Annotated in this window: 22 protein-coding genes and 3 pseudogenes; 3 read left to right on the top strand and 22 right to left on the bottom strand. The window is 39.8% G+C overall.

All coding sequences use genetic code 11. The features are described from left to right. Positions 1 to 4 precede the first annotated feature (4 nt). The 4 genes and pseudogenes from galE to gyrA all read right to left on the bottom strand — a co-directional run bounded on the left by galE (position 5) and on the right by gyrA (position 5,999). Positions 5 to 1,021, bottom strand: coding sequence for a UDP-glucose 4-epimerase GalE (gene galE / locus PHA78_RS04355; protein WP_272158478.1), 1,017 nt, complete (start codon positions 1,019 to 1,021; stop codon positions 5 to 7). Between the two features lie 390 nt (positions 1,022 to 1,411). Continuing rightward, positions 1,412 to 2,575 (bottom strand): annotated as a pseudogene (locus PHA78_RS12545) (IS630 family transposase). 225 nt (positions 2,576 to 2,800) lie between these two features. Beyond that, on the bottom strand, positions 2,801 to 3,550 hold the full coding sequence (locus tag PHA78_RS04340; protein WP_024378723.1) for a class A sortase: 750 nt from the start codon (positions 3,548 to 3,550) through the stop codon (positions 2,801 to 2,803). Positions 3,551 to 3,554: 4 nt separating this feature from the next. Further along, complete coding sequence (gyrA, locus tag PHA78_RS04335) at positions 3,555 to 5,999, bottom strand: DNA gyrase subunit A (protein ID WP_272158477.1); 2,445 nt, start codon at positions 5,997 to 5,999, stop codon at positions 3,555 to 3,557. Between the two features lie 187 nt (positions 6,000 to 6,186). Here gyrA and PHA78_RS04330 point away from each other — a divergent pair, with 187 nt between their 5' ends. Further along, on the top strand, positions 6,187 to 7,170 hold the full coding sequence (locus PHA78_RS04330; protein WP_105129502.1) for an L-lactate dehydrogenase: 984 nt from the start codon (positions 6,187 to 6,189) through the stop codon (positions 7,168 to 7,170). A 36-nt stretch (positions 7,171 to 7,206) separates the two neighbouring features. Here the strand turns inward: PHA78_RS04330 and PHA78_RS04325 are convergent, their stop codons facing one another. From PHA78_RS04325 to PHA78_RS04285, 9 genes are all read right to left on the bottom strand, one after another. After that, the gene (locus tag PHA78_RS04325; RefSeq protein ID WP_272158476.1) at positions 7,207 to 7,737 is read right to left on the bottom strand and encodes a dihydrofolate reductase family protein; all 531 of its coding nucleotides are present in this window, start codon (positions 7,735 to 7,737) and stop codon (positions 7,207 to 7,209) included. Between the two features lie 204 nt (positions 7,738 to 7,941). Beyond that, entirely contained in the window at positions 7,942 to 8,895 is a 954-nt protein-coding gene (locus PHA78_RS04320) for an ABC transporter permease (protein ID WP_012775589.1), read from the bottom strand. A gap of 1 nt (position 8,896) precedes the next feature. After that, entirely contained in the window at positions 8,897 to 9,958 is a 1,062-nt protein-coding gene (locus PHA78_RS04315) for an ABC transporter permease (RefSeq protein WP_002935270.1), read from the bottom strand. After that, a complete protein-coding gene (locus PHA78_RS04310) occupies positions 9,951 to 11,486 on the bottom strand; it encodes an ABC transporter ATP-binding protein (protein WP_002935272.1) in 1,536 nt (511 codons plus the stop codon). The genes PHA78_RS04315 and PHA78_RS04310 overlap by 8 nt, the downstream gene beginning before the upstream one ends. 194 nt (positions 11,487 to 11,680) lie before the next feature. Beyond that, on the bottom strand, positions 11,681 to 12,748 hold the full coding sequence (locus tag PHA78_RS04305; RefSeq protein WP_029176024.1) for a BMP family lipoprotein: 1,068 nt from the start codon (positions 12,746 to 12,748) through the stop codon (positions 11,681 to 11,683). Between the two features lie 80 nt (positions 12,749 to 12,828). After that, positions 12,829 to 13,218 (bottom strand): cytidine deaminase, encoded by a 390-nt coding sequence (locus PHA78_RS04300; RefSeq protein ID WP_024376490.1) that lies wholly within the window; start codon positions 13,216 to 13,218, stop codon positions 12,829 to 12,831. Beyond that, the gene (deoC, locus tag PHA78_RS04295) at positions 13,205 to 13,867 is read right to left on the bottom strand and encodes a deoxyribose-phosphate aldolase (protein ID WP_099807286.1); all 663 of its coding nucleotides are present in this window, start codon (positions 13,865 to 13,867) and stop codon (positions 13,205 to 13,207) included. Before deoC ends, PHA78_RS04300 begins: the two co-directional genes overlap by 14 nt. 15 nt (positions 13,868 to 13,882) lie before the next feature. Continuing rightward, a complete protein-coding gene (locus PHA78_RS04290; protein WP_002940851.1) occupies positions 13,883 to 15,160 on the bottom strand; it encodes a pyrimidine-nucleoside phosphorylase in 1,278 nt (425 codons plus the stop codon). Continuing rightward, positions 15,157 to 15,747, bottom strand: a complete 591-nt coding sequence (locus PHA78_RS04285) for a class I SAM-dependent methyltransferase (RefSeq protein WP_029179557.1) — start codon at positions 15,745 to 15,747, stop codon at positions 15,157 to 15,159. Before PHA78_RS04285 ends, PHA78_RS04290 begins: the two co-directional genes overlap by 4 nt. A gap of 108 nt (positions 15,748 to 15,855) precedes the next feature. Here PHA78_RS04285 and coaA point away from each other — a divergent pair, with 108 nt between their 5' ends. After that, entirely contained in the window at positions 15,856 to 16,776 is a 921-nt protein-coding gene (gene coaA, locus PHA78_RS04280; protein ID WP_099807285.1) for a type I pantothenate kinase, read from the top strand. Between the two features lie 58 nt (positions 16,777 to 16,834). Next, a complete protein-coding gene (gene rpsT / locus PHA78_RS04275) occupies positions 16,835 to 17,083 on the top strand; it encodes a 30S ribosomal protein S20 (protein WP_012027069.1) in 249 nt (82 codons plus the stop codon). Between the two features lie 106 nt (positions 17,084 to 17,189). Here rpsT and PHA78_RS04270 read toward each other — a convergent pair. From PHA78_RS04270 to pstB (PHA78_RS04235), 9 genes and pseudogenes are all read right to left on the bottom strand, one after another. Next, a pseudogene (locus PHA78_RS04270) lies at positions 17,190 to 18,036 on the bottom strand (IS630 family transposase); the annotation flags it as partial. Beyond that, positions 18,037 to 18,225: pseudogene (locus PHA78_RS12540) on the bottom strand (helix-turn-helix domain-containing protein); the annotation flags it as partial. A 213-nt stretch (positions 18,226 to 18,438) separates the two neighbouring features. After that, positions 18,439 to 19,584: a transglutaminase domain-containing protein gene (locus PHA78_RS04265; protein WP_272158475.1), complete on the bottom strand. Its 1,146-nt coding sequence runs from the start codon at positions 19,582 to 19,584 to the stop codon at positions 18,439 to 18,441. Positions 19,585 to 19,769: 185 nt separating this feature from the next. Continuing rightward, a complete protein-coding gene (locus PHA78_RS04260) occupies positions 19,770 to 21,149 on the bottom strand; it encodes a sensor histidine kinase (protein WP_099807063.1) in 1,380 nt (459 codons plus the stop codon). Then, positions 21,142 to 21,813, bottom strand: a complete 672-nt coding sequence (locus PHA78_RS04255; protein WP_014637852.1) for a response regulator transcription factor — start codon at positions 21,811 to 21,813, stop codon at positions 21,142 to 21,144. Before PHA78_RS04255 ends, PHA78_RS04260 begins: the two co-directional genes overlap by 8 nt. A gap of 145 nt (positions 21,814 to 21,958) precedes the next feature. Next, complete coding sequence (locus PHA78_RS04250) at positions 21,959 to 22,507, bottom strand: hypothetical protein (RefSeq protein WP_257213254.1); 549 nt, start codon at positions 22,505 to 22,507, stop codon at positions 21,959 to 21,961. Positions 22,508 to 22,656: 149 nt separating this feature from the next. Then, positions 22,657 to 23,313 (bottom strand): phosphate signaling complex protein PhoU, encoded by a 657-nt coding sequence (phoU, locus tag PHA78_RS04245; RefSeq protein WP_002940865.1) that lies wholly within the window; start codon positions 23,311 to 23,313, stop codon positions 22,657 to 22,659. A 28-nt stretch (positions 23,314 to 23,341) separates the two neighbouring features. After that, on the bottom strand, positions 23,342 to 24,100 hold the full coding sequence (pstB, locus tag PHA78_RS04240; RefSeq protein ID WP_002937614.1) for a phosphate ABC transporter ATP-binding protein PstB: 759 nt from the start codon (positions 24,098 to 24,100) through the stop codon (positions 23,342 to 23,344). Positions 24,101 to 24,111: 11 nt separating this feature from the next. Further along, a complete protein-coding gene (gene pstB, locus PHA78_RS04235) occupies positions 24,112 to 24,915 on the bottom strand; it encodes a phosphate ABC transporter ATP-binding protein PstB (RefSeq protein WP_029187991.1) in 804 nt (267 codons plus the stop codon). Positions 24,916 to 24,928 lie beyond the last annotated feature (13 nt).

Raw genomic sequence — 24,928 nt, 5'->3', positions numbered from 1 at the left:
CTATTTAATCTTTAAATCCTTGAGTATAATTTTGCTGCCATCTCCAAGAATCTCGACACATATCTTTAATATCAAACTGAGCTTTCCACCCCAATTCTTGTTCAGCTTTACTTGCATCCGCAAAACATGTTGCAATATCACCAGGACGCCTGTCCATGATTTTATAAGGGAGCGACTGACCAACAACTTCAGACATCATCTGGATTAGCTCTAATACAGAATAACCCTGACCTGTTCCCAAATTATAAACTTCTAAACTTTGTTGATTTTCTAAATGTTCTAAAGCCGCTAAATGCCCTGTAGCCAAGTCCATCACATGAATATAGTCCCTAACTCCCGTACCATCCTTGGTCGGATAGTCTTGACCAAAAACTCGAATATAGGGAAGCTGACCAATAGCGACCTGTGTGATATAGGGAAGCAAATTATTAGGGATGTCTTGTGGACTTTCTCCCAGTAATCCCGACTGATGAGCACCTATAGGATTAAAATACCTTAACAGGGTTATCTTCCAAGTCTGATCTGAGTGGTACAAATCACGCAAAATATTCTCAAGCATCAATTTTGTTCTACCGTATGGATTGGTTACAGAAAGTTTTGCATCTTCTGGAATTGGATTTATCTCGGGAGCTCCATACACTGTGGCTGAAGAACTAAATATTATCTTTTTACAATTGTACTGTCGCATCACCTCGAGTAATGTCAATGTTCCTGCCACATTATTGTGATAATATTCCAAAGGTATTTCAACTGATTCCCCAACAGCTTTTAGCCCTGCAAAATGTATAACAGCTTCTATCTGTTCCTGTTTGAAAATATTCTCCAACAAATCCTTATCACGAATATCACCTTGGTAAAATGTTAAAGATTTTCCTGTAACTGTTTCGATAGCCTCTAAACTTTTCTTGCTAGAGTTAATCAAGTTATCAATCACAACAACATCATAGCTTGCTTCAAGTAACGCTATGCAAGTATGAGAACCAATATAACCACAACCACCTGTAATTAATATTCTCTTCATTTTTTCCTTCTATTTTCAGACACTAATATTTCTATTGTACCCCCCCCCCGTCATTTTGTCAAATTTTCAACCCACGCCGTCGCAGGACAAACGCATGAAGAAAATGCATGTAACCATACTGTTAAAAGACTAAATTCAGAAATACGAAAAATATTAAAATTCGCTAAACGAGACAAACTTTCTATTACTGATTTTACTGACGGAGTTATCATCGCAGGACAAGCTAGTCGGAAAATCAAAACTGAAAAAGCTATCACAAGTACTGTTGATTACTATAAACTTCTATCAACTTGAAAATATAACATAAACAAGGAATACAATATTCTTGACTACTTGCTCTATCTTCAATTAAAAACAGGTCTACGCTTTGGTGAAGTCTTAGGTTTATACTCATTTGATTTCAAAATCTGGACAAACCCATTTTCTATGGACAATACTTTTTAGAGTCTCATTATTTAACCCTCGAATGATTTCTTGGAGCTTATCAATGACTGATTCCAATGTTTGAAAGGCTCTGTTCTTAAAGCCGCGTTTTCGGATTTCTGCCCAAACTTGTTCAATGGGATTCATCTCTGGGGTATATGGTGGTATGAATGTAAATTCAATATTATCAGGTATTTCAAGTGCCTGAGATTTATGCCAATTTGCATTGTTCATGACTAAAATGATGTAGTCATTGGGATAAGCTTCTGATAATTGTCGTAAAAATTCATTCACCCAAGCGGTATTACAACCATCAGCTATCACCAGCTATTATGAAGAAAGATTCACCTGTATGGGCATCTACCGCACCATAGCAGTAACGAAATTCGCGGATGTGATGACTTGAGATATTCGGACGGTGCTTTTTAGGGCTCCAACATGCCCCTAGTTTACTAATCCAACCAACCCCTGCCTCATCTTGATACAAAAAGTCTGCTGGGAGCAGACTTTTTCCTGAGCTCGGAAATTGGAAAGCGAAGACGGGTTTGCTTATAGGAATTTTGTCCAAGAAACCGCTTACCTGACTTTTCCTTGTACAAAGATTTTATTTTTAGACGCTAAAATGGTTTCGGCGTCTGCTTTTTTCGGATGTTGAGGACGTGGGCTAACTTTTGTTGCTTACTGCGTAAGCTTTATTTCCCGTCTCAAAGAATCTTTTGATTCTTTGACCCATCCATGACGTTTCAATAGTTGGTAGAAGCCATCTTTAGTTGTCGTGCGACCAATTTTATCTTGATAAGCTCTATAGAGGGATTCAACAGTTACAAATTCTCCATTTACAGCAGAAGTTAACTGCTCACTCAAGAAGGCTTGTTCTTCTTCAACTGTCATATAAGAGTGGCGACGACCTCCTCTAGCCTCTGAAGTAAGACTTGTTAGACCATGTTCTTGATATTTCTTAGTCAATCTCCAAATTGTATCATGTGAGATATCGAGCCTATCCATAATCGTTTTGTAGGGAGTATGGATAGACCTGAGATATACTGCTTGAATACGTTTGTGATAAGGTGCTAAGTTTTTATCTTTTAGAGCTGCTTTGAGCTCTGTAATCATTTCGTTAGTAAATTCCATGTTTCTATTATACATCAGATTTTGAAATTAGTTGAGTATAAGAAATTAGTCCAAGATAATAGAGATAAAAATAAAAACACAAATAGTTCAGCTGGATTTCATTAAAATCAGCTTGAATCTATCTGTGTTTTAAACATAAGGAAAGAGAGAACGCATTTCGTCCTCTCTAGGTGTTAGCTTTTCGTCTACCCACTACAGTTGACAAAGAGCCAATATATAGATGTTTTATTGTCCATAATCATACTGATTATAACTCTTATTGAAGGAATCTAAGATGTCTTTTGCAGTTTCATTATATGGAGTTGTTGATTCAAGAACTCCTTTTACAATGATACGTTGTGTTGCATTATAGTCCGTACATGTTACCAAGGTAACTTCTGTACGTCCTTCTACATCATCAATGACATAGACACTTTCAGGTGAAACAATCTGTACACTATCAATCACATAGGTATAGACATTACTTTTATCAGTAATATAAATTTTCATTCCATTTTTAGCACGGTCCAGTGGAGAAAAAAGAACATCCGCAGCGCCAGCTACACCAAAAATATGATGACTAGCCAAAGCGTAATTTCCTTTCCCCATTTCCTGAGTTTCCTTCATAGTACCGGCACCATACATGAGCGAAGTATTGAAAACCCCCTTGAATATTGGAAGATTGATTCCTAACTCTGGTATGGCAATGCCACCAATTACTGGCAAACGTTGGGCTTCCCATTGAGCAGCCAATATAGCTTCTGTCGAAATCGCCTGAACCTGGTCAAAATCAAAAGTCGTTTCTGCTTCTTTATTTTTTTCGATATCTTCAGCAGTCACTTTTGAAATCTGATATTTATTGGTATTCCATCCAATAATGAAATTACGGATTGAAGTGTTGAAGATGAGGGCTAGAGAAATCAAGACTAGCAACAAAGCTAGAAGGTTGCGCCAAACCCCACTCTTTCCTTTTTTATTTTTTGTACGTTTTGACATACAACTACTCCTCTTCTTCATTCTTATCTGCAGCATCAACAAGAGCAAATGTCATAATTTTTGCCTCATCATTTAGACGCATTACTTTTACACCCATGGTTGCACGACCTGTTTGGGAAATATTGGCAACACTTGTACGAATAATCACACCAGTATCAGTAATCACCATAATGTCTTCATCACCAGAAACAGTTGTCAAGCCTGCCAGAGAACCGTTTTTCTCAGCAACTTTAAGGGTCTTAATCCCCTTACCGCCACGACCTTTTGTTGGGTACTCGCTGGCTGGGGTACGCTTACCAAAACCTTTTTCTGTCAAGACGAGAACTTCTTGGTCATCTGCAATCATTGTCGCACCAACTAGCTGGTCTCCCTCACGTAAATTGATACCACGAACACCTGTTGCAGTACGACCCATATTCCGAACATCTGTTTCTGTAAAACGCACAGAGTAGCCAAATTTGGTTCCCATGATAACATCTGCCTGACCATTTGTCAAGAAAACGTTAATCAGCTCGTCATCTTCTTTCAGGTTCAGTGCCTTAAGACCGCTTTGACGGATATTGGCAAATTCTGAAACGCTGGTCCGTTTGACCACACCTTGACGGGTTGCGAAGAAGAGATAGCTATCTGCTTCTTGGTCCTTGGTCACGTTGATAATGGTTTGAATAGACTCATTTTCTTCCAACTTGAGGAGGTTAACCACTGGAAGTCCCTTGGCAGTTCTGCCATATTCTGGGATTTCATACCCTTTCAAGCGATAAACTCGTCCTTTGTTGGTAAAGAACAAGAGGCGGTCGTGCGTGCTGGTTGACACCAACTCACGGACAAAGTCATCATCCTTGACACCAGTTCCTTGAACGCCTCGACCTCCACGCTTCTGAGCCTGGAATTCATCCTGAGCCAAGCGTTTGATGTAACCTTGATTTGACAAGGTAATCAAAACATCTGTTTCCTCAATCAAGTCCTCATCTTCAAGGGAAAGAACCTCACCGACCATCAATTCTGTGCGGCGTGGGTCTGCATACTTGCGTTTCACCTCGTCCAATTCTTCCTTGATAATGGTTACAACTCGCTCTGGTTTAGCTAAAATATCAGCCAAATCTGCAATCAAAGCAATCAGTTCATCATATTCTGACTGAATCTTATCACGTTCCAAGCCTGTCAAACGACGCAGACGCATATCAAGAATAGCCTGACTCTGACGTTCAGAAAGCTCAAATTTCTCCATCAACTCAGCCTGGGCAATAGCGTCGGTTTCTGAGTTTCGGATAATGCGAATGACCTCATCAATGTGATCAAGTGCAATCAGCAAACCTTCCAAGATATGGGCACGTGCTTCTGCTTTTTCCTTATCGAATTGCGTACGACGAGTGACTACTTCCTTCTGGTGTTCAATATAAGATTCTAAAATCTGACGGACAGAAAGAATTTTCGGCACCCCGTTTTGGATAGCCAACATATTGAAACTAAAGTTGGTCTGCAACTGGGTTTGCTTGAAAAGGTTATTCAAAATAACATTGGCAGAAGCATCGCGGCGAACCTCGATGACAAAACGTACACCCTCGCGGTTGGATTCGTCTCGAACAGCCGTAATTCCATCGATGCGCTTTTCTTGAACTAATTTGACAATATGTTCTTGAACCTTGGATTTATTGACCATATATGGAAACTCGGTTACTACAATCCGCTCACGGCCGTTTCCATACTCTTCAATCTCCGTACGAGAACGAAGGGTAATAGAGCCATTACCTGTCTCATAGGCACGGTGGATACCTGATTTCCCCATGACCAAGGCACCAGTTGGAAAGTCTGGCCCAGGAAGGACTTCCATGATTTCCCGAGTTGTTACCTCTGGATTGTCCATGACCAGCTTCACAGCTTCGATGGTTTCGCCCAAGTTATGTGGCGGAATGTTGGTCGCCATACCAACGGCAATACCAGTCGTACCATTAACCAAAAGATTAGGGAAGCGAGCCGGTAGAACTTCTGGCTCACGCTCACTAGCATCATAGTTGTCCGCATAGTTTACCGTGTTCTTGTTAATATCACGGAGCATTTCCAGAGCAATCTTGCTCATACGGGCCTCTGTATAACGCTGGGCAGCAGCTCCATCACCATCCATAGAACCGAAGTTTCCGTGGCCATCAACTAGCATATGGCGATAGCTCCACCACTGCGCCATACGAACCATGGCGTCATAAATGGCCTTATCCCCGTGCGGATGGTATTTACCCATAACATCCCCTGTGATACGGGCAGATTTCTTATGGGGTTTATCTGGTGTAATCCCTAACTCATTCATTCCGTACAAAATACGGCGATGAACAGGCTTGAGACCATCACGCACATCTGGCAAAGCACGTGAAACGATAACACTCATAGCATAGTCGATGAAGGATGATTTCATCTCATTGGTCAGGTTTACCGTTACTAAGTTTTTATCTTGCATCTTATGCCTCTTTCAACAGTCATTGTGCCTCTATTATACCATATTTTACGACAAAACTCTTTATTGAAAACTATCATGTAAACATTTTCAAAGTCCCTTTCACAAGTGACAAAATGTATAAAAAGTGCTAGAATGGTAGATGGTTGGGATGATATCATCCCCAAATAAAACTAAGGAGATGTTTAGAATGACTGCAACTAAACAACACAAAAAAGTTATCCTTGTCGGTGATGGTGCCGTAGGTTCAGCTTATGCTTATGCCCTTGTTAACCAAGGTATCGGTCAAGAATTGGGTATCATCGATATCAACAAAGACCGTACACAAGGTGACGCAGAAGATTTGAGCCACGCATTGGCCTTCACTTCACCTAAAAAAATCTACTCTGCTGAGTATTCAGATGCTCACGATGCAGACTTGGTTGTTTTGACAGCTGGTTTGCCACAAAAACCAGGTGAAACACGCCTTGAATTGGTTGAGAAAAACCTTCGTATTAACCAACAAATCGTTACTGAAATCGTTAAATCTGGTTTCAACGGTATCTTCCTTGTTGCCGCAAACCCTGTTGACGTATTGACTTACTCAACTTGGAAATTCTCTGGTTTCCCTAAAGAACGTGTTATCGGTTCAGGTACTTCACTTGACTCAGCTCGTTTCCGTCAAGCCTTGGCTGAGAAAATTGGTATTGACGCACGTTCTGTACACGCCTACATCATGGGTGAGCACGGTGATTCAGAATTCGCAGTATGGTCACACGCAAACGTTGCTGGTGTGAAATTGTACGACTGGTTGCAAGATAACCGCGATATCGATGAGCAAGGTCTTGTTGACTTGTTCGTATCTGTTCGTGATGCAGCTTACTCTATCATCAACAAAAAAGGTGCTACATACTACGGTATCGGTGTTGCTCTTGCTCGTATTACTAAAGCAATCTTTGATGATGAAAATGCTGTTCTTCCATTGTCTGTATATCAAGCAGGTCAATACGAAGGTGTTGAAGATGTCTTCATCGGTCAACCAGCTATCATCGGTGCACACGGTATCGTTCGTCCAGTAAACATCCCATTGAATGATGCTGAATTGCAAAAAATGCAAGCTTCTGCTAAACAATTGAAAGACATCATCGATGATGCTTTCGCAAACCCGGAAATTGCAGCTGGTGTAAAAAACTAAAAAATAGTAAAAAAGGTGAGCAATAGCTCGCCTTTTTTACTTTCTAATATCATAACGTAACATAGCAATTCCATCTGTGACAGTGGACTCTACCAAGAGCAATTTCTTTTCTTTCAAAAGTGAGGCGAAAAGTAGAATACCGTCACCCAAAATAGTAGGAATAATCCCAATAATAAGGTGATCAATCACTCCCGCCTCTAAACAGTCCTGAGCCAGACTTGCTCCACCAAACAACCAAATATCTCCACCTTCTCTAGAACGAAGTTCCATAATCTCCCTGATGATGTCCCTTACGAAACGCACATTACCATAGTCCGTCTGCTCGGTATGACTCGCAACGATAAATTGCTTTTCCTGATATCCTTCAATCATTTCCAACGGACAATCTTCTAATGATTTTCTCCCCATCACAACTGTATCACAGTTGTTAAAGAATTTTTGATTATCAAACTGTAAGACTGTATCGTATTTATCGGTACCATGTCCTTCAATCCAATCGTAGCTTCCATCCTTACGTGCAATAAATCCATCTAAACTCATTGCAATATTTAACACCAATCGTCTCACAATTAACCTCATTTCATACCTTAGTGACAAACTATTATACCAGTCATTCTTCCTATTCTCAACCAAAAGTCCCTCTAACTCCTCTTCCTTTGAATAGGACAATTATTCATTTCCTGTACAGCAAAGAACATGATAAAAAGGTCCACTGGACCTTATTCGCTTTCGTATTTTCAAGCTCATGATAAAAAGGTCCTCTGGACCTTTTTATTTAGATTTGATATAGTTGATACCGTCTGCTTTAGGAGCGACTGCTTTACCAAAGAAAGCAGACAGAGCAATAACAGTAATCAAATATGGTGCAATTTGAAGATAAACCGTTGGAATATCTTTCAATCCTGGTAATTGTCCACCCACTACTGCCAAACTTTGCGAAAGACCGAAGAATAGACTGGCAAGCATAGCGCCAATTGGATTCCACTTACCGAAAATTACAGCTGCTAGAGCGATGAAACCTGAACCTACGATTGTTGTTGCAGAGAAGTTGATATTCACTGATTGAGCACTTACAGCTCCACCAACACCACCAAGGAAACCAGCAATCAACACACCTGCATAACGCATAGCGTAGACATTGATTCCCAAAGTATCCGCTGCCTGCGGATGTTCACCTACTGAGCGAAGGCGCAAACCAAACTTGGTTTTATAAAGGATGAACCAAGCAAGAAATGCTGTTGCAATAGCTACATAACCCATCAAGCTTGTATTTTTGAAGAAAATTTCACCAATGATTGGAATATCTGCCAAGATAGGGAATGAAAATTTACCAAATGATTCAGTAATACTATCAGTTTGCCCCTTATTATAGATAACCTTGACTAGGAAAACTCCCAATGCTGGAGCCAAAAGGTTCAACACCGTACCTGATACAACGTGGTCTGCACGGAAATTAATCGTCGCCATCGCATGAATAGCGGCAAAGACAACACCAGCAAGACCTCCTACAATAACAGCTAATAATGGAGTAGCATTACCAAATGTCCCTGCAAATTCGATATTGAAAACAACACCAGCAAAGGCACCGATAACCATGATTCCTTCTAGACCAACGTTTACAATACCACCGCGTTCAGAGAAAACTCCTCCAAGACTGGTAAAGATTAAGGGTGCTGAATAAATCAACATTTGCGAAATGAGTAAGGCAAGAATTGAAACATTCATCTTATTTCGCTCCTTTCGCTTTATTTCTAGATTTTAATAATTGTTCAAAAATAAATTTCACACCGATAAAGAAAATGATTGATGCAGTAACAACGTTGATCAATTCAGGTGGAATCTGTGCACGTACCATACCTGGGGCACCGACAGAAAGAACACCGAATAGAAAGGCAGCCAATGGAATACCTAACGGTGAATTAGAAGCTAAAAGCGCTACTGACATACCATTAAAACCAATATCCAAGTTACCGCTTTGGATGTAAACGTTTTGGAAAGTACCCAAACCTTGGATAGCTCCCCCAAGACCCGCAAGAGCACCTGAAATAATCATAGATAGAATAATTGTACGTTTCGCAGACATACCCGCATAATCCGATGCTGTTGGGTTAAGCCCCACTGAGCGAATCTCAAAACCAAGAGTCGTTTTGGTCAATAGGAACCAAATCACAAAAACTGCAATAATGGCAAAGAAAATACCAATATTCATACGTGAGTTATCTGTCAATGCACGGAGCCACTCTGTTTGGTAAGAAGCATTTGCTGACACGTTAACTGTCGAGTCTGTATTCTTCATCAAACTATCTGCAAATACATCACGAATGATATAGTTACATGAATAGAGTAAGATGTAGTTCATCATAATCGTAACGATAACTTCACTTGTTCCCAAATAGGCACGTAGAATACCTGGAATAGCTCCAGCAATACCGCCTGCCAACATAGCAATCAAGACTGTTCCCAAAATCAAAACTGGACGTGGTAAGTCAGGATTCGCCAAGGCAAACCATCCAGCAAAAACCCAACCAACATAGGCCTGACCAGACAAACCAACGTTGAAGAAACCTGCACGACTAGCTACTGCGAAACCGAGAGCAGTGAAAACAAGTGGTGCCATTGCACGGAAAATTTCACCAATTGATTTGATATTACCAAAAGCTGAATAGAATAACTCTTCATAGCCCCAAATTGGATCGTAGCCAAAAACAAGCATGACAATCGCTCCAAGTAGGATACCACTGACCACAGCCATTAATGGAAGGGCCAAATTCTTATATTTATTAAGCATGTTCTTCTCCCTTCTCAATATGTCCACCTGCCATCAAGACACCTAACTCTTGTTTATTGGTCTTAGCAGGTTCAACAATACCATGGATGACACCATCATGGATAACAGCAATTCTATCTGATACATCCAAAATTTCATCCAATTCGAAGCTGACAACAAGAACAGCCTTACCCTTATCACGTTCTGCAATGAGACGCTTACGAATATACTCAATAGCACCAACGTCCAAACCGCGTGTTGGTTGGCTAACAATGAAAAGGTCTGGGTTGCGATCGATTTCACGCGCGATGATAGCTTTTTGCTGGTTACCGCCTGAAAGAGCCTTGATTGGAACGAGTTCACTCGCCCCACGAACGTCAAATTCTTCCATTAACGCGCGTGCTTTTTCATTAATGATATTATAGTTCAAGATACCATTTTTTGAAATCGGTTCTTTATAGTAAGTTTGAAGCGCAAAATTCTCAGCAACAGTCATCGGAAGAACGAGTCCATCGCGATGACGATCTTCGGGAACGTGGCTCACTTGCATTTCTGTAATTTTACGTGGAGTTTTACCAACTACCTCCTCACCTTTGATAGTGATTGAGCCAGATTTTACCTTACGTAAACCAGTGATTGCCTGAATCAACTCACTTTGACCGTTTCCGTCGATACCGGCAATACCAACAACCTCACCTGCTCGAACATCAAGCGATAAGCCCTTAACTGCTGGAATACCACGGTTTTCATTGACAACCAAATCCTTAATTGACAAAATGACTTCTTTAGGACTCGCTTCAACTTTCTCTGTTTTAAAGGAAACGGAACGTCCAACCATCCACTCAGCCAAATCTTGGTTTGTTGCTCCTTCAACGGCAACTGTTTCGATTGATTTACCTCGACGAATAACTGTTACACTATCGGCAACTGCACGAATTTCATCCAATTTGTGCGTAATCAAAATAATAGATTTACCTTCTTCAACCAAGGCCTTCATAATTTTCAAGAGCTCTGCAATTTCCGCAGGGGTCAATACAGCTGTCGGCTCATCAAAAATTAAAAGGTCTGCTCCACGGTAAAGTGTTTTAAGGATTTCTACACGTTGCTGTGCACCCACAGAAATATCTGCAACCTTTGCAGTTGGATCAACTTCAAGACCATACTTAGCAGAAAGTTCTTTAATTTCTGCGATAGCTTTTTTAAGGTCAATCACGCCACCTTTGGTGGTTTCAGAACCCAGAATGATGTTCTCAGCAACTGTGAAAGCATCAACCAACATAAAGTGTTGGTGCACCATACCAATCCCCAATTGGGCTGCTTTGGATGGAGAGTCAATCTTTACGGATTGACCGTTGATAACAATTTCACCGCTTGTAGGTTCCAACAAGCCAGCAAGCATGTTCATCAGAGTAGATTTCCCCGCACCATTCTCACCAAGAAGGGCATGAATTTCACCACGTCTGACATTCAAATTGATGTGGTCATTTGCTACAAATTCACCAAATATCTTAGTGATATTGCGCATTTCAATGACATAATCCTTAGTCATAATCTATTATCCTTTCTGACTATAGCCTTCTGAAAATTCTTCAGTACTACTTTAGTACCTTAAAATTCTTCATCAACTATACCATTTTTGTCAGTAAAACCTACCATAGCTGATAGGCTTTACTGAGAAAAACCTCAGCCCGAAAACGGCGACCCCGTCGGGTCGCCGAATCGGAATTGTCGAAAAGAAATTCATTAAGGTTTTTCAGGAACTTCTACTTTGCCATCCAAGATAGCTTGCTTAGCATCTGCAACTGCTTTAGAAGCATCTTCTGAAAGGTTAGTTTCTGCCAATTCAACACCTTTATCTTTCAATGAGAATCGAAGTACTTGACCACCAGGGAATTCACCTGCAACAGCTTTAGTTGCAATATCTTTAACTGAAGTACCAACTTGTTTCAATGTTGAAGCCAATACAAAGTTAGAAGACTTACCATCTTTAGAAGTGTATTCACCTTCTGCTGATTGGTCACGGTCAACACCGATTACCCAAACTTTATCTGCTTCATTACGAGTTTCATTTTCTGCTTTAGCAGCAGCAAATACACCGTTACCAGTACCACCAGAAGCGTGGAAGATCACGTCTGCACCTGCAGCATATTGAGCAGCTGCAAGAGTTTGACCTTTAGCAGCATCACCAAATGAACCTGCATAGTCAACTGTAATCTTGATGTCTTTGTTTACAGACTTAGCACCCGCAACGAAACCAGCTTCAAAGCGATCGATGATAACACCTTCCATACCACCGATGAAACCTACGTGGTTTGTTTTAGTTGACTTAGCTGCAGCAACACCAGCAAGATATGATGCTTCATGGTCTGCGAAACCTACGCTAACTACGTTGTCTTGATCTGGAACAACACTATCCACGATTACATAGTGTGTGTCAGGATTATTTGGCGCAACCTCAGCAATCGCACTCTCCAAGGCAAAACCAATACCGAACACAAGGTTGTAACCACCAGCAACAGCTGAATCAAGGTTTGTAATGTATTCTGATTCATTAGCTGATTGGAAGTAATCGTAGCCATTACCTTTAGAAAGACCAGCTGCATTACCCCATTCTTGAAGACCTTCCCATGCAGATTGGTTGAATGAACGGTCATCAACACCACCAATGTCAGTAACGATAGCAGCTTTTACAGATGTGTCCGCTGATGAAGATGCTTCTGAGCTACTGCTTTTTGAAGCACGGTTACCACATGCAGCCAAAGATACAGCCGCAACAGCTGCCAGACCAAGTCCTACAAGTTTCTTGTTCATTTCTGAACCCTCCTAAAAATCTTTTTGCAACTACATTGTTGCAGAGTAATATTGCTACAGTCAAATGACTGTCATACAGACTAGGTTAAGTCTGTAAAGGAATATGGAAGTAATTCCCCGACTGTCATCTCGACTGTCGATTGATCTTTAGCGACCAAGGTCACTTTTAAATCCTTATCAAAAAATTCTGCCATAACTTGGCGACAAGCTCCACAAGGAGATATTGGCTTTTCTGTTTCGCCATAAATAATGATTTCAGAAAAATCTTTCACACCTTCAGAAATGGCCTTGAAAATAGCTGTCCTTTCAGCGCAATTGGTCAAACCAAAGCTTGCATTTTCAATGTTTACACCCGTAAATATTTCCCCTGTCTTAGCTACAAGAACTGCACTAACTGGAAACTTTGAGTACGGTACGTATGCTTTTTGACTGTTTTTTACAGCTAATTCAATTAAATCAATAGTCTCCATCTGCCTGTGCTCCATTCATGATTGCCACGCCTGATGACGCACCAATACGAGACGCTCCTGCTTCGATAAAGGCAATGGCATCTTCATACGAACGTGCACCACCTGAAGCCTTCACTCCCATGTCAGGACCTACTGTTTTTCTCATTAAGGCAACATCCGCTACTGTGGCACCGCCTGTAGAAAATCCTGTAGATGTTTTAACATAGTCCGCACCAGCTTCTTGAGATAATTGACAAGCTTTCACTTTCTCATCATCAGTCAAGAGGCATGCTTCGATGATAACTTTGACTAGTTTATCACCACTTGCTGCTACAACAGCTTTAATATCCTCCAAAACCAAATCGTAATTTCCAGTTTTCAGAGCACCGATATTGATAACCATGTCAATCTCATCTGCTCCATTTGAAATTGCATCTTTTGTTTCGAATGCTTTTACAGCAGGTGTGTTTGCTCCGAGAGGAAAACCAATAACCGTACAAACTTTTACATTACTATCTTTCAAGCTTTCAGCTGCTAAAGCAACCCAAGTTGGGTTAACACAGACACTTGCAAAATCATATTCTTTTGCTTCTGCCAAAATCTTTTCAACCTGCTCTTGTGTTGTCTCAGGTTTCAAGATTGTATGGTCAATATATTTATTCAATTTCATAGTTTTCTCCGTATATTAAGAAATAATCTCTATGATTTCTTTCGTTTTTACACTTTCTTTATCTATTTTAACATTTTTTTGGAAATTTGTAAGCATGTTTTCCGAAATATTTTCATTGGCATAAATCGTTGCGATTTGTTCACCCTTAGAAACAGCTTCCCCTACTTTCTTATGGAAGACAATACCTGTTTCATAATCTAAATCGTCTGTCTTGACTGCGCGACCTGCACCAAGTTTCATTGCAAAGAGACCGAATTCCAACGCAGGAAGCCCTACAAGGTATCCATCCTCCTCCGCAAGAACTGGAACTTGCTGTGTAACCTGAACTGGACGATATAAATCTTCTAAGTCACCACCTTGAGCAAGGACCATCTCTTCAAATTTCTTCAAAGCTGCACCATTGTCAATATGTTGGCGTACTTCTTCAATGCTTTTCTCAACATTTGCAAGCCCCAACATAATTTGGGCTAGTTCACAGATAAATTCGGTAACATCTTCTCGACCTTTACCCTGTAAAATTTCAATAGCCTCTAAAATTTCCAAACGATTTCCAATCGAAGTTCCAACTGGTTGAGACATGTCAGTCAAAACTGCAACTGTCTTGCGCCCAACCGCCTTGCCAAGGTCCACCATGGTTTGAGCTAGAACCCGTGCTTCTTCAACGGTCTTCATGAAGGCACCTTCTCCCACTGTTACATCTAGAAGAATCGCATCCGCACCTGCGGCAATTTTCTTAGACATTACCGAGCTGGCAATCAGTGGAATAATGTCAACGGTTGCTGTCACATCTCGAAGGGCATAGAGCAATTTATCAGCTTTAACAAGATTGTCTGACTGTCCGATAACTGCAACACCAGTATCTTGAACTTGCTTGATGAAATCTTCTTGACTAACTTCAATCTGGTATCCTTTGATTGACTCTAACTTATCCAAGGTTCCGCCAGTATGACCAAGTCCACGACCGCTCATCTTTGCAACTGGAATATCAAAACTTGCTACCAATGGTGCTAAGATGAGTGTGACCTTATCTCCGACACCACCTGTAGAATGCTTATCTACCTTGATGCCTGGAATTGCAGACAAATCAATCTGTTCACCCGTTGCAACCATAGACATTGTCAAATCAGAAATCTCACGTGTTGACATCCCTTTGAAATAAATCGCCATCGCCAAGGCTGACATTTGATAATCCGGTACTGTCCCAGCTACATATCCATCAATCAACCATTTGATTTCTTCAGACGATAGTTCTAAGCCATCACGCTTTTTTTGAATTAAATCAACTGCTCTCATTCTCTCACACTTTCAAGGATGTAGTAACCCTTGTCTTTCTTTATAATTTGGCAGTTGCCGAACACCTCTTCCATCTTAGCCTTGGCACTCGGTGCACCTTGTTTCTTTTGAATGACAATGGTCAAGGTTCCGTTTGCCTCTAAGCGTTGAAAGGCTCCAGCAATTACTTCATGTACAACCGATTTTCCGGCCCGAATAGGTGGATTTGAAACAATATGATTGAATGTTTCGTCCACGTTTTCGTAGATATTGGATTGATAAATTTTAGCGGTAACACCATTCCTCTCAGCATTTTTTGTAGCTAAATCCAAAGCTCTGCTATTAATATCAATCAGTGTTGTCTTGGTGCTGAACACCTTAGTAAGTGTCAAACCAATTGGTCCATAACCACAACCAACATCCAACACCGATGCCCCTTTTTCAAAATGAAGGGTTTTTAAAAGCACTTGACTACCATAATCAACCATCTTCTTGCTAAAAACACCTGCATCTGTCATGAAAGACATTGGGGTGTCTAGTAAGTTTACGTGGATTTCATGAATATCATGTGCTACTGTAGGATTTTTTTCGTAATACATATTGGACATGTACTTATTATAACATTTCCTAAAAACGTTTTCAAGAGTTTTTCTTACATAAAAAATATGATAAAATGAAATCGATATTGAAACGCTTACCTATAGGAAGAATTATGTATGAAAAACGAATTTTTAAATTTTGAACAAATTGACCGAGCCACTTGGCAACAACTACATCGTAAGACTACCATTCCACTTAGTCAAAGTGAACTAAATTCTATTAAAAGTTTTAACGACCGCATTCAATTACATGAGGTTTCTGACATCTATCTTCCTTTGGTTAATCTTATCCATATCTATCGGAAAGCACGCAAAGACCTAAATTTTACGAAGAGTTTATTTCTACAGAAGACTATCAAGCCACAACCATTTATCATTGGCGTTTCTGGAAGTGTTGCTGTCGGCAAATCAACAACTAGTAGATTGCTGCAAATTCTTATCGCTCGGACATTTAAACACGCCAAGGTTGAATTAGTGACAACAGATGGTTTTCTCCAGCCAAATGCGGTTTTAGAAGAACGGCAACTGTTAAATAAAAAGGGATTTCCTGAGTCCTATGACATGGAGAAATTGATTGATTTCCTTGATAAGATAAAAAACGGCTACGACTGCCAAATTCCTGTCTATTCACATGAAATCTATGATATTGTCCCCAACAAAACTCAGGATATTAAGTCTCCAGATTTCTTGATTGTTGAAGGAATCAATGTATTTCAAAATCCACAAAACCAGCGCCTCTATGTCAGTGACTATTTTGACCTATCTATATACGTTGACGCTGATGTGGAGCATATTGAAACCTGGTACTTGGAGCGATTCCAAAAATTATTGACATTGGCAAAAAACGACCCTAACAACTATTACCATCGTTTTACCCAGATGACGTACCCTGAGATTCTATCTATTGCCCAGAATACTTGGAAAAATATTAATCTAGCTAACTTAGAAAAATTCATTGAACCAACCAGAAACCGTGCTGATATTATTCTTCATAAGGCCGAAAACCATGAGATTGATAAAATTTATCTAAAAAAATAAATTTCACTTGTCAAAAATACTCTTTTCAGATATAATGGTATAGTTAGTACAAGAAAGGGTGGAGGTGAAACCATTGGCAAACATTAAGTCAGCTATCAAACGCGCTGAATTGAACGTTAAACAAAACGAGAAAAACTCAGCACAAAAATCAGCTATGCGTACTGCAATCAAAGCATTTGAAGCTAACCCATCTGAAGAGCTTTTCCGTGCTGCTAGTTCAGCAATCGATAAAGCAGAAACTAAAGGTTTGATTCACAAAAACAAAGCAAGCCGCGACAAAGCACGTCTTGCATCAAAACTTGCTTAATTAAAAGAGAAACCTTTGGGTTTCCTTTTTTTATTTTTTCCATCGGACAAAGTGGAACAGTTTTCCCTCGATGAATAATACTCAACAAAAATCAAAAACAAACCAGTCAAGTGTTTTTAAACCATTGTCTACTAACAATTGGTTTTAAAATAGACCAATCTAACTCTCGTATTACTTCTTGAAGCTTGTTTATCACATCGTCTAGTGTTTTAAAAGCTTTATTCTTAAACCCTCTCTTTCGAATCTCAGCCCAAACTTGTTCAATTGGATTCATTTCAGGAGTATAGGGAGGAATAAACTCAAAACCAATATTATGTGGTTTCTCTAAGGTACTTGATTTATGCCAAACGGCATTGTCCATCACTAATAAAATATAATCGTCAGGATAAGCTTCAGATAGTTGTTTGAGAAAAACATTCATCCAATCTGTATTACAGCCCCCAGCGATAATGAAGAAGGACTCTCCTGTATGGGCATCAACAGCACCATAGCAATAGCGATACTCACGAATATAGTGACTATGTACATGCGGTCTCACCCCTTTTGGTGCCCAGGCCTTCCCAATTTTACTGATCCGACCGAAACCCGCCTCATCTTGATACATTAGCCTGACTTTATGATAGCGACGACTATTCTTGAAGCGCTTTCCTGTTTTCGTGAATGAAGATTTTATTTTTAGACGCTAGAATCGTTTCGGCGTCTGCTTTTTTAGGGTGTTCTGGTCTTGGCGTCACTTTGCGCCAACCATGGCGTTTAAGAATGGCATAGAATCCTTCCTTGGTCGTAGGGTGTCCAACCCGTTTCTGATAAGCTTCATAGAGAGAGTTTATCGTCACAAATTCGCCATTTAGTGAGGCTGTTAACTGTTCTTTTAGAAACGCTTCCTCTTCTTGAAGGGTTAAATATTGACGGTTCCGTCCACCTCGCGTTTCTCTTACTAGAGCTGAAATCCCCTCAAGTTCGTACTTGCGCTGTAAGGACCAGATTGTATACTTTGAATAGCCGATGAGGTTAGTGATTTCCTTATAGCTAAGACCTTCTGCTCTGAACAAGATAACTTGAAGTCGTCTATGAAATGGAGAATAGGTTTTATCTTTCAAATAAGTTTTTAATTCTTTCGTTTGTTCGATAGTAAGTTTCATAAATCTATTATAGGTTAGTTTTTGTTTTTTGAATAGTATAACATCATAAACTCGTCAACCACAAAGCCCTCACTAAGATTATACACCTAGTGAGGACTTTATGTTTGTTTTCATTATTCTGTAGGTAAGGACGGAGCCACCATGATGTCTTTCCCACTCCCTATTTTTTTATTATTAGGGAAGAGCACGCTCCTTGAGATTCAAACTAATTCGTTAGAACCAATCTGCCAGTTCAAATGTATAGGTTTGGTCATTATAATAGTACTGATACTCTCCTACATCTCCCAAAGCCTGAAAAATAGCATTATTTTCAGTAGAGGCCAATGTAATCATTTGTTGCATTGCTTCTGCTGTTCCGAATTGCAAGACTACTTTATCCGTACCTTGTAGTCGCTGGTCAGTGAGGGACTGTAAAACTGCAGCTTCATCAAAACTTGTGAAATAAACTCCCTTTTGAACATAGTAATTCAATGAATTATCTGTACACTTTGGATAGGTCAATGCTCTAGGTTCGTAATATTGTTCTTCTCCCCAGTAGTCGAGTAGGTCGGTATCAGCAATTCTACTTCTCTCTAATATTTCATCAGGGACACATAGATAATCGTATGAAATATCTGTATGCGCTTCTCCACTTATAGCTTGATCAAAAACTGGATCTCCCCAAGTCGTATCGACACCATAGTATTGTCCATTTATCTTGACTAGATTCCAAGCATGCCCAAACTCACCGTTTTGCCCATTTTTTGCAATACCTGTGACATAGATACAATCAATGCCTGCTTTTTTACATAGATATTGGAAGGTGCGACTATAGCCCGCACAAACGGATTTCTTATCTAATAGCACACTGGTAATTCCTTGGCTTCTCCACGTGACAGAGTTGGTTTGTAGGGCTTCAAGGTCGTAATCCGTTTGCTTTATAATCACCTCGTAAAAATATTTAACTTTCTCATAGTCCGACCCTGTTGGTGCCTGAGCAAGTATCTTATTCACTTCCTCTTCTATTTTATTTCGTGTAGGAGATAAATCAGTCGGATACGCTGGCTCTTCTAAATCCAATATATCAACTCCGCCACTCATTGCCGCTTCATCTGTTAGCCAGTAAAATTCTGGATAATCATGAGCGACAGAAAAATAGACGCGCGAATATATTTCATCATTAACAGAATCAATATCGATCACTTGCATCCGCTTGCTGAGCCCATTAACAAATTGGAGATAGACACGACGTTCCTTATCAGTATCCAATTGTTGGTAGTAGAAATTTCCTTGAACCTCTTCTTTTAATGCTGTTAATTCTGCTTCTAGTTGCTTTTTTTTTTTTAGAAAATTCAATTTTAACTGCTTCCAAACGTTCACTCAGCTCTTGTCCTCCTCCTGAACAAGCAGAAAGGACTGTCGCCGATATTAATACGGTTAAAACGCCACGAGAAACTTTCCTCATATTTACCTCCATTCTTGTTTAAGTATAACATAATCAGGAGGCTTCTGACGAACTACACAAAAAAATTAGACTAGAATTTTCCTAGCCTAATAATATTGTTTTATTTAGGTAATCCTACCTCAAAAATAGTTCCTTTCGGTTGGTTATCTCTAACAGAGATTTTCCCACCTAATGTCTTGATAATTTGTTGAGCCAGCGATAATCCTAGACCGAAACCACCTTTTTGACGCGTTCTGGCCTTATCAACTCGATAAAAGCGATCAAAGATTTTCTTCTTATCGGCATCGCTGATTCCCAAACCATTGTCGGCAACTGTGAAGTAGACAGATTTATCCTTGATATTAGCTGTAATTTGAATTCTGCCGTCATCGTCGGTATACTTCATGGCATTGTCAAATAAAATGGTAAGCAACTGTTTAATCAGGACCTTGTCTGTTCGAATCGGCTGATGAATCAAATTATTAACTGTTAGTGTTTTTCCATTTTCTTCAGCAATCATAAGGTAATTAGCAAAGATTTCATCAAAATAGTTGGGTTGGACATCGATCATATCGACTTTTAAGCCATCATCACGACGAGCCAAATTGAGCAGGTTCGTTGTCAATAATCGCATATTTCGAACTTCTTCCAAACTAGATCCGATGCTTTCACTACTCTCTAAAATCGTCGCTTCGGGATGGCGAAACAGGCTCTCCAAGCGATTTTGGAGAACAGCCAACGGCGTACGTAACTCATGACTAGCATTTTCAACAAAGTCTTTTTGCTTTTGATAACTGATTAGAATTGGACGCATGCTAAGATTCGATAGGTAAATACTGGCTAAGATAGAAATGAGCCAAGCTGATACCATAACAATAGCAACTGTCGATTCATAGGTCTCAATGGAGGATTTTATTTGGCTGACATTCACTAAAATTGTCGCATATTTTATATCATAGGACGAATAATAACCTAGTTCATCTGTAGCCAGCTCAATCGTCACATAGCGATAATCTTCAGACATACCGAAACTTGATTCAACCGTTGCTTCCTTAATTTCGCCCAATTTTTCCTTATCTAACGGTAGGTCGGCCAAACCAGTAAAAGTATCTGGATTGACCATTTCTCCACTTTTACTATAGAGTAAGACATGAGTATTGATACCTAATTTCAGCTGATCTACATCTCTAGTATTTTTTTGATCTTTAGGAACAGGCATGCTATCTGAGCTAGAGCTCGTCGTTTCTTCACTAGTTGGGCTATCTTGAAGTATAAAGACAGAGTTAGGCTCATACGTTCTTGCGATTGCAAAACCAACAGCCATCGCTGGCTCTTCCTTAATCCGTTTCAAGGTATTATCTGAATTTTGATACATAGTTGAACGCATTAATTGAAAAATGATAGCTGTCATCAAGCCAAAAATCAGGGTAAATACTGCAAAATAACGGATAAAGAAGGAAAATTTATCCGTGTACATTAATTTTTTTAATCGCTTAGGCATTTTTTAGAATGTATCCGACACTACGTAGGGTTTGAAGATTTTCCCCGAAGGTCGTTCCTTTCAACTTTTTCCTAATTTTAGAAACATATACTTCTACTACTGAAATAGTAGTGTCACTGTCAAATCCCCAAATACGGTCAAAAATTTGAGTTTTGGGTAAGATAACATTTTGATTTTGCAAAAAGTAGACTAGTAGATCGAATTCTTTTCCTAGCAATTCAACTTCTTCGCCATTTACAGTTGTAGAGTTTGTCGATAAGTCAACGGTCACGTCCCCATAAGTTAGTGTGTTTTCATTAAACTTACCCGCTCGTTTTAATAGAGCTTGAATTCGCATCTTCAATTCTTCTAAATAAAACGGTTTTGTCAAGTAGTCATCAGCGCCCAATTCAAAACCATGGCCTTTATCCTCTAGACTTTCCTTGGCTGTTGTAATCAGAACAGGAGTTGTAACACCTTTTTCACGTAACTCTTTCAAGACTTGAAAGCCGTCTTTTTCAGGTAACATTAAATCTAATAAAATTAAGTCGTACACACCAGTTTCCGCTTCATAGATTCCTTCTTCACCATCAAAAACCTGCATAACATCCGCAAAATCATCTAGGAAGTCAAAAACTGAATTGGATAGGCTTAAATCGTCTTCTACTAACAAAATCTTAATCATGTCTATCTCCTTAACCTAATATCCAAAAGACAATTCAAAGACACAAGTAAAAACTTGGTCTTTGAACATATTTTTTCACTTTAATAAGTTGCCTCTGCATTTCTGTCAGAGTTTAATTTATTATACCACTTATCTCAAATTTTTCCTATTGGTTTGAAGTGCTAGAACTACCTGAAATTTGGGATTTTATTTCTTGATTCTTCTTTTTTAAAGCATTTACCTCATCTGAGGAAGTATTTGATTGTGTTGCATCACTTGTAGCATCTGGAGGGGTTGTCCCTTGACCAGGGGGCATGCCTTGGGTATTGCCATTTTGACCAGGTGGCATACCACGCATCTCACCGTTTCGACCCGATGGCATTCCTTGGGTTGTTTCGCCTGTTGCATCTGGTGGAGTCATACCTTGACTATTCCCATTCTGTCCTGGAGGCAGGCCTTGAGTGTTTCCATTTTGACCAGGGGGCATGCCTTGCATACCACCATTAGAGGCGGGCGGCATTTGATTACCTGCGATTGAATTAGCTTGTCCGTTCATTGCTCCATTCTGAGCTAATGCAGCTTGGCTTTGTGTCGATACAGCTGTTGAAGATTTTGAAATGCTCATACCTCCAGCAAAACCTACAGTTGCTGCCGTAATAGCAACCGCTGCCAAAACTGTTTTCGACTGTGACTTTAATTGATTGATTATTGACATAAAATTCCTCTTTTCAATAAAATTTTATCATAGCGAGTCTTTACTCACCTGATGACACGAACAGTATAGAATGAGAAACTTAAACCAAGCTAAAGATTCATTGCATTTTCCTTAAAGCAAACTAAAAGAAGTCCTTTCGGACTTCCATCTTACAATTCAGTGATGTCGCCTGTTCGTAAGTAAACAACCCACTCACAGATATTTTTAGCATAGTCACCAACACGTTCCAAGTAAGTCAACACTTGGAAATAGTCACGACCAGCAACCAAGGATTCTGGATTCTTCTTGATTTCTTCTGTTGTTAATTCTTGGATGGCTGAATAAAAGTCATTGACGATTTCGTCACGAGCTGCCACTTCATAAGCGACCTCAACATCAGAGTTTGCTAGATATAGTTCGAGCGTTTCCTCAACAAGTTTGCGAACTTCTTTCCCCATTTTCTTGACTTCTTCCTCGACTACAGGAATGCGAACTTCGCCTTTCATCCGAATAGCAGCTTTTGCAATAGACACAGCATGATCCCCCATACGCTCCAAGTCGCTGGTTGCTTTTAAAACAGTGATAACACTCCGTAAATCTGTAGAAACTGGTTGTTGAAGGGCGATGATTTCAAGTGATTTTTTCTCCAATTTTACTTCGAAAGCATTAATTTTCTTATCTGCTTCAATGACTTCTTTTGCTAATTCACGATCATGAGTTGTAAAAGCACGAACGGCATTGTTGATTTGTGCCAACACTTCGTTCCCCATGGCGTAAAATTGGTTATGAAGTTTTCCTAATTCCTCTTCAAATTGAGCTCTTAACATGTGAACCTCTTTCTTTTTCTTATAGGCCTTAGCCGAACTTACCTGTAATGTAGTCTTCTGTTTCTTTATTGGCAGGATTCAAGAACATTTCTTTTGTCAGATTGTATTCTATCAAATCGCCATCAAGGAAGAAACCTGTTCGATCTGAAATACGTGATGCCTGTTGCATAGAACGTGTTACTAGCACCATTGTATACTTATCTTTCAGACCATAAAGTGTGTCCTCAATTTTACCAGCTGAGATTGGGTCAAGGGCTGAAGTTGGCTCATCCAACAAAATAATTTTTGGGCTTGTTGCCAATACGCGGGCCACACATACACGTTGCTGCTGACCACCTGAAAGTCCAACTGCTGAGTCATGCAAGCGATCTTTCACTTCATTCCAAATAGAAGCACCAATCAAAGAACGCTCAACTGCTTCGTCCAAGACCTGCTTGTCCTTGATACCGTTAATACGTAAACCATAAACGACATTCTCGTAGATAGACATCGGGAATGGGTTTGGTTGTTGGAATACCATACCGATTTCCTTACGAAGATCAACAGTATCCGTACGAGGACTGTATATGTTCTTTCCGTTGTAATCAATCGCACCTGTCAATGTTACCTCTGGGTTTAAATCTCCCATACGGTTAATAGAACGCAAGAGGGTTGACTTACCAGAACCAGATGGTCCAATCAAAGCAGTAATTTCATTTGGATAGAAATCGATTGACACATTATTCAAGGCTTTTTTCTTGTTATAGTAAACAGACAAATCTTTTACTTGTAAAATAGGTGATGTCATTTGTTCCCTTTCTATCCAAAATGTCCTGAAACGTAGTCACTAGTTGACTTGAGTTTTGCATTCTGGAAGACGTTTGCTGTCTTATCATATTCAATCAAGTTACCCAGATAGAAGAAAGCTGTGTAATCACTTGCACGAGCTGCTTGTTGCATATTGTGCGTAACAATGATAATGGTGTAGTCCTTCTTCAATTCAAACATAGTTTCTTCTAACTGCATAGTCGCAATTGGATCCAAGGCTGATGCAGGCTCATCCATAAGCAAGATTTGTGGTTTTACAGAGATAGCTCGTGCAATACACAAACGCTGTTGCTGTCCACCTGATAAGGTAAAGGCTGACTTGTGCAAGTCATCTTTTACCTGATCCCAAAGGGCTGCTTGTTTCAGAGAAGTTTCAACAATCTCATCCAAAACCTGCTTATCTTTCACACCTGCACGTTCATGTGCGAATGTAATGTTACGATAAATCGATTTTGCAAATGGGTTGGGACGTTGGAATACCATTCCGATATGCTTACGAATTTCGTAAACGTTCATATCTGGTCTATTGATGTCGATTCCTTCATAAAGAATTTGACCGGTTACCTTAGCAATATCAATAGTATCATTCATACGATTAAGACTGCGAAGATAGGTTGATTTCCCACACCCTGATGGTCCAATCAAGGCTGTAATTTTATTTTTTTCGAACTGCATATCAATGCCCTTGATTGCTTCATTTTTACCATAGTAAACATGAACATCTTTTGTCGAAAGGGCGATATTCTCCTCTGGAAAAGTAATGATATGGCGTTCATTCCAGTTGTAATCTGCCATTTTTTCTCCTTAT

The organism is Streptococcus sp. HN38, from assembly GCF_028335765.1.
In the GTDB taxonomy this organism is placed as follows: Bacteria; Bacillota; Bacilli; order Lactobacillales; family Streptococcaceae; genus Streptococcus; species Streptococcus suis_P.
This window is presented reverse-complemented; position numbering and strand designations above follow the sequence as displayed.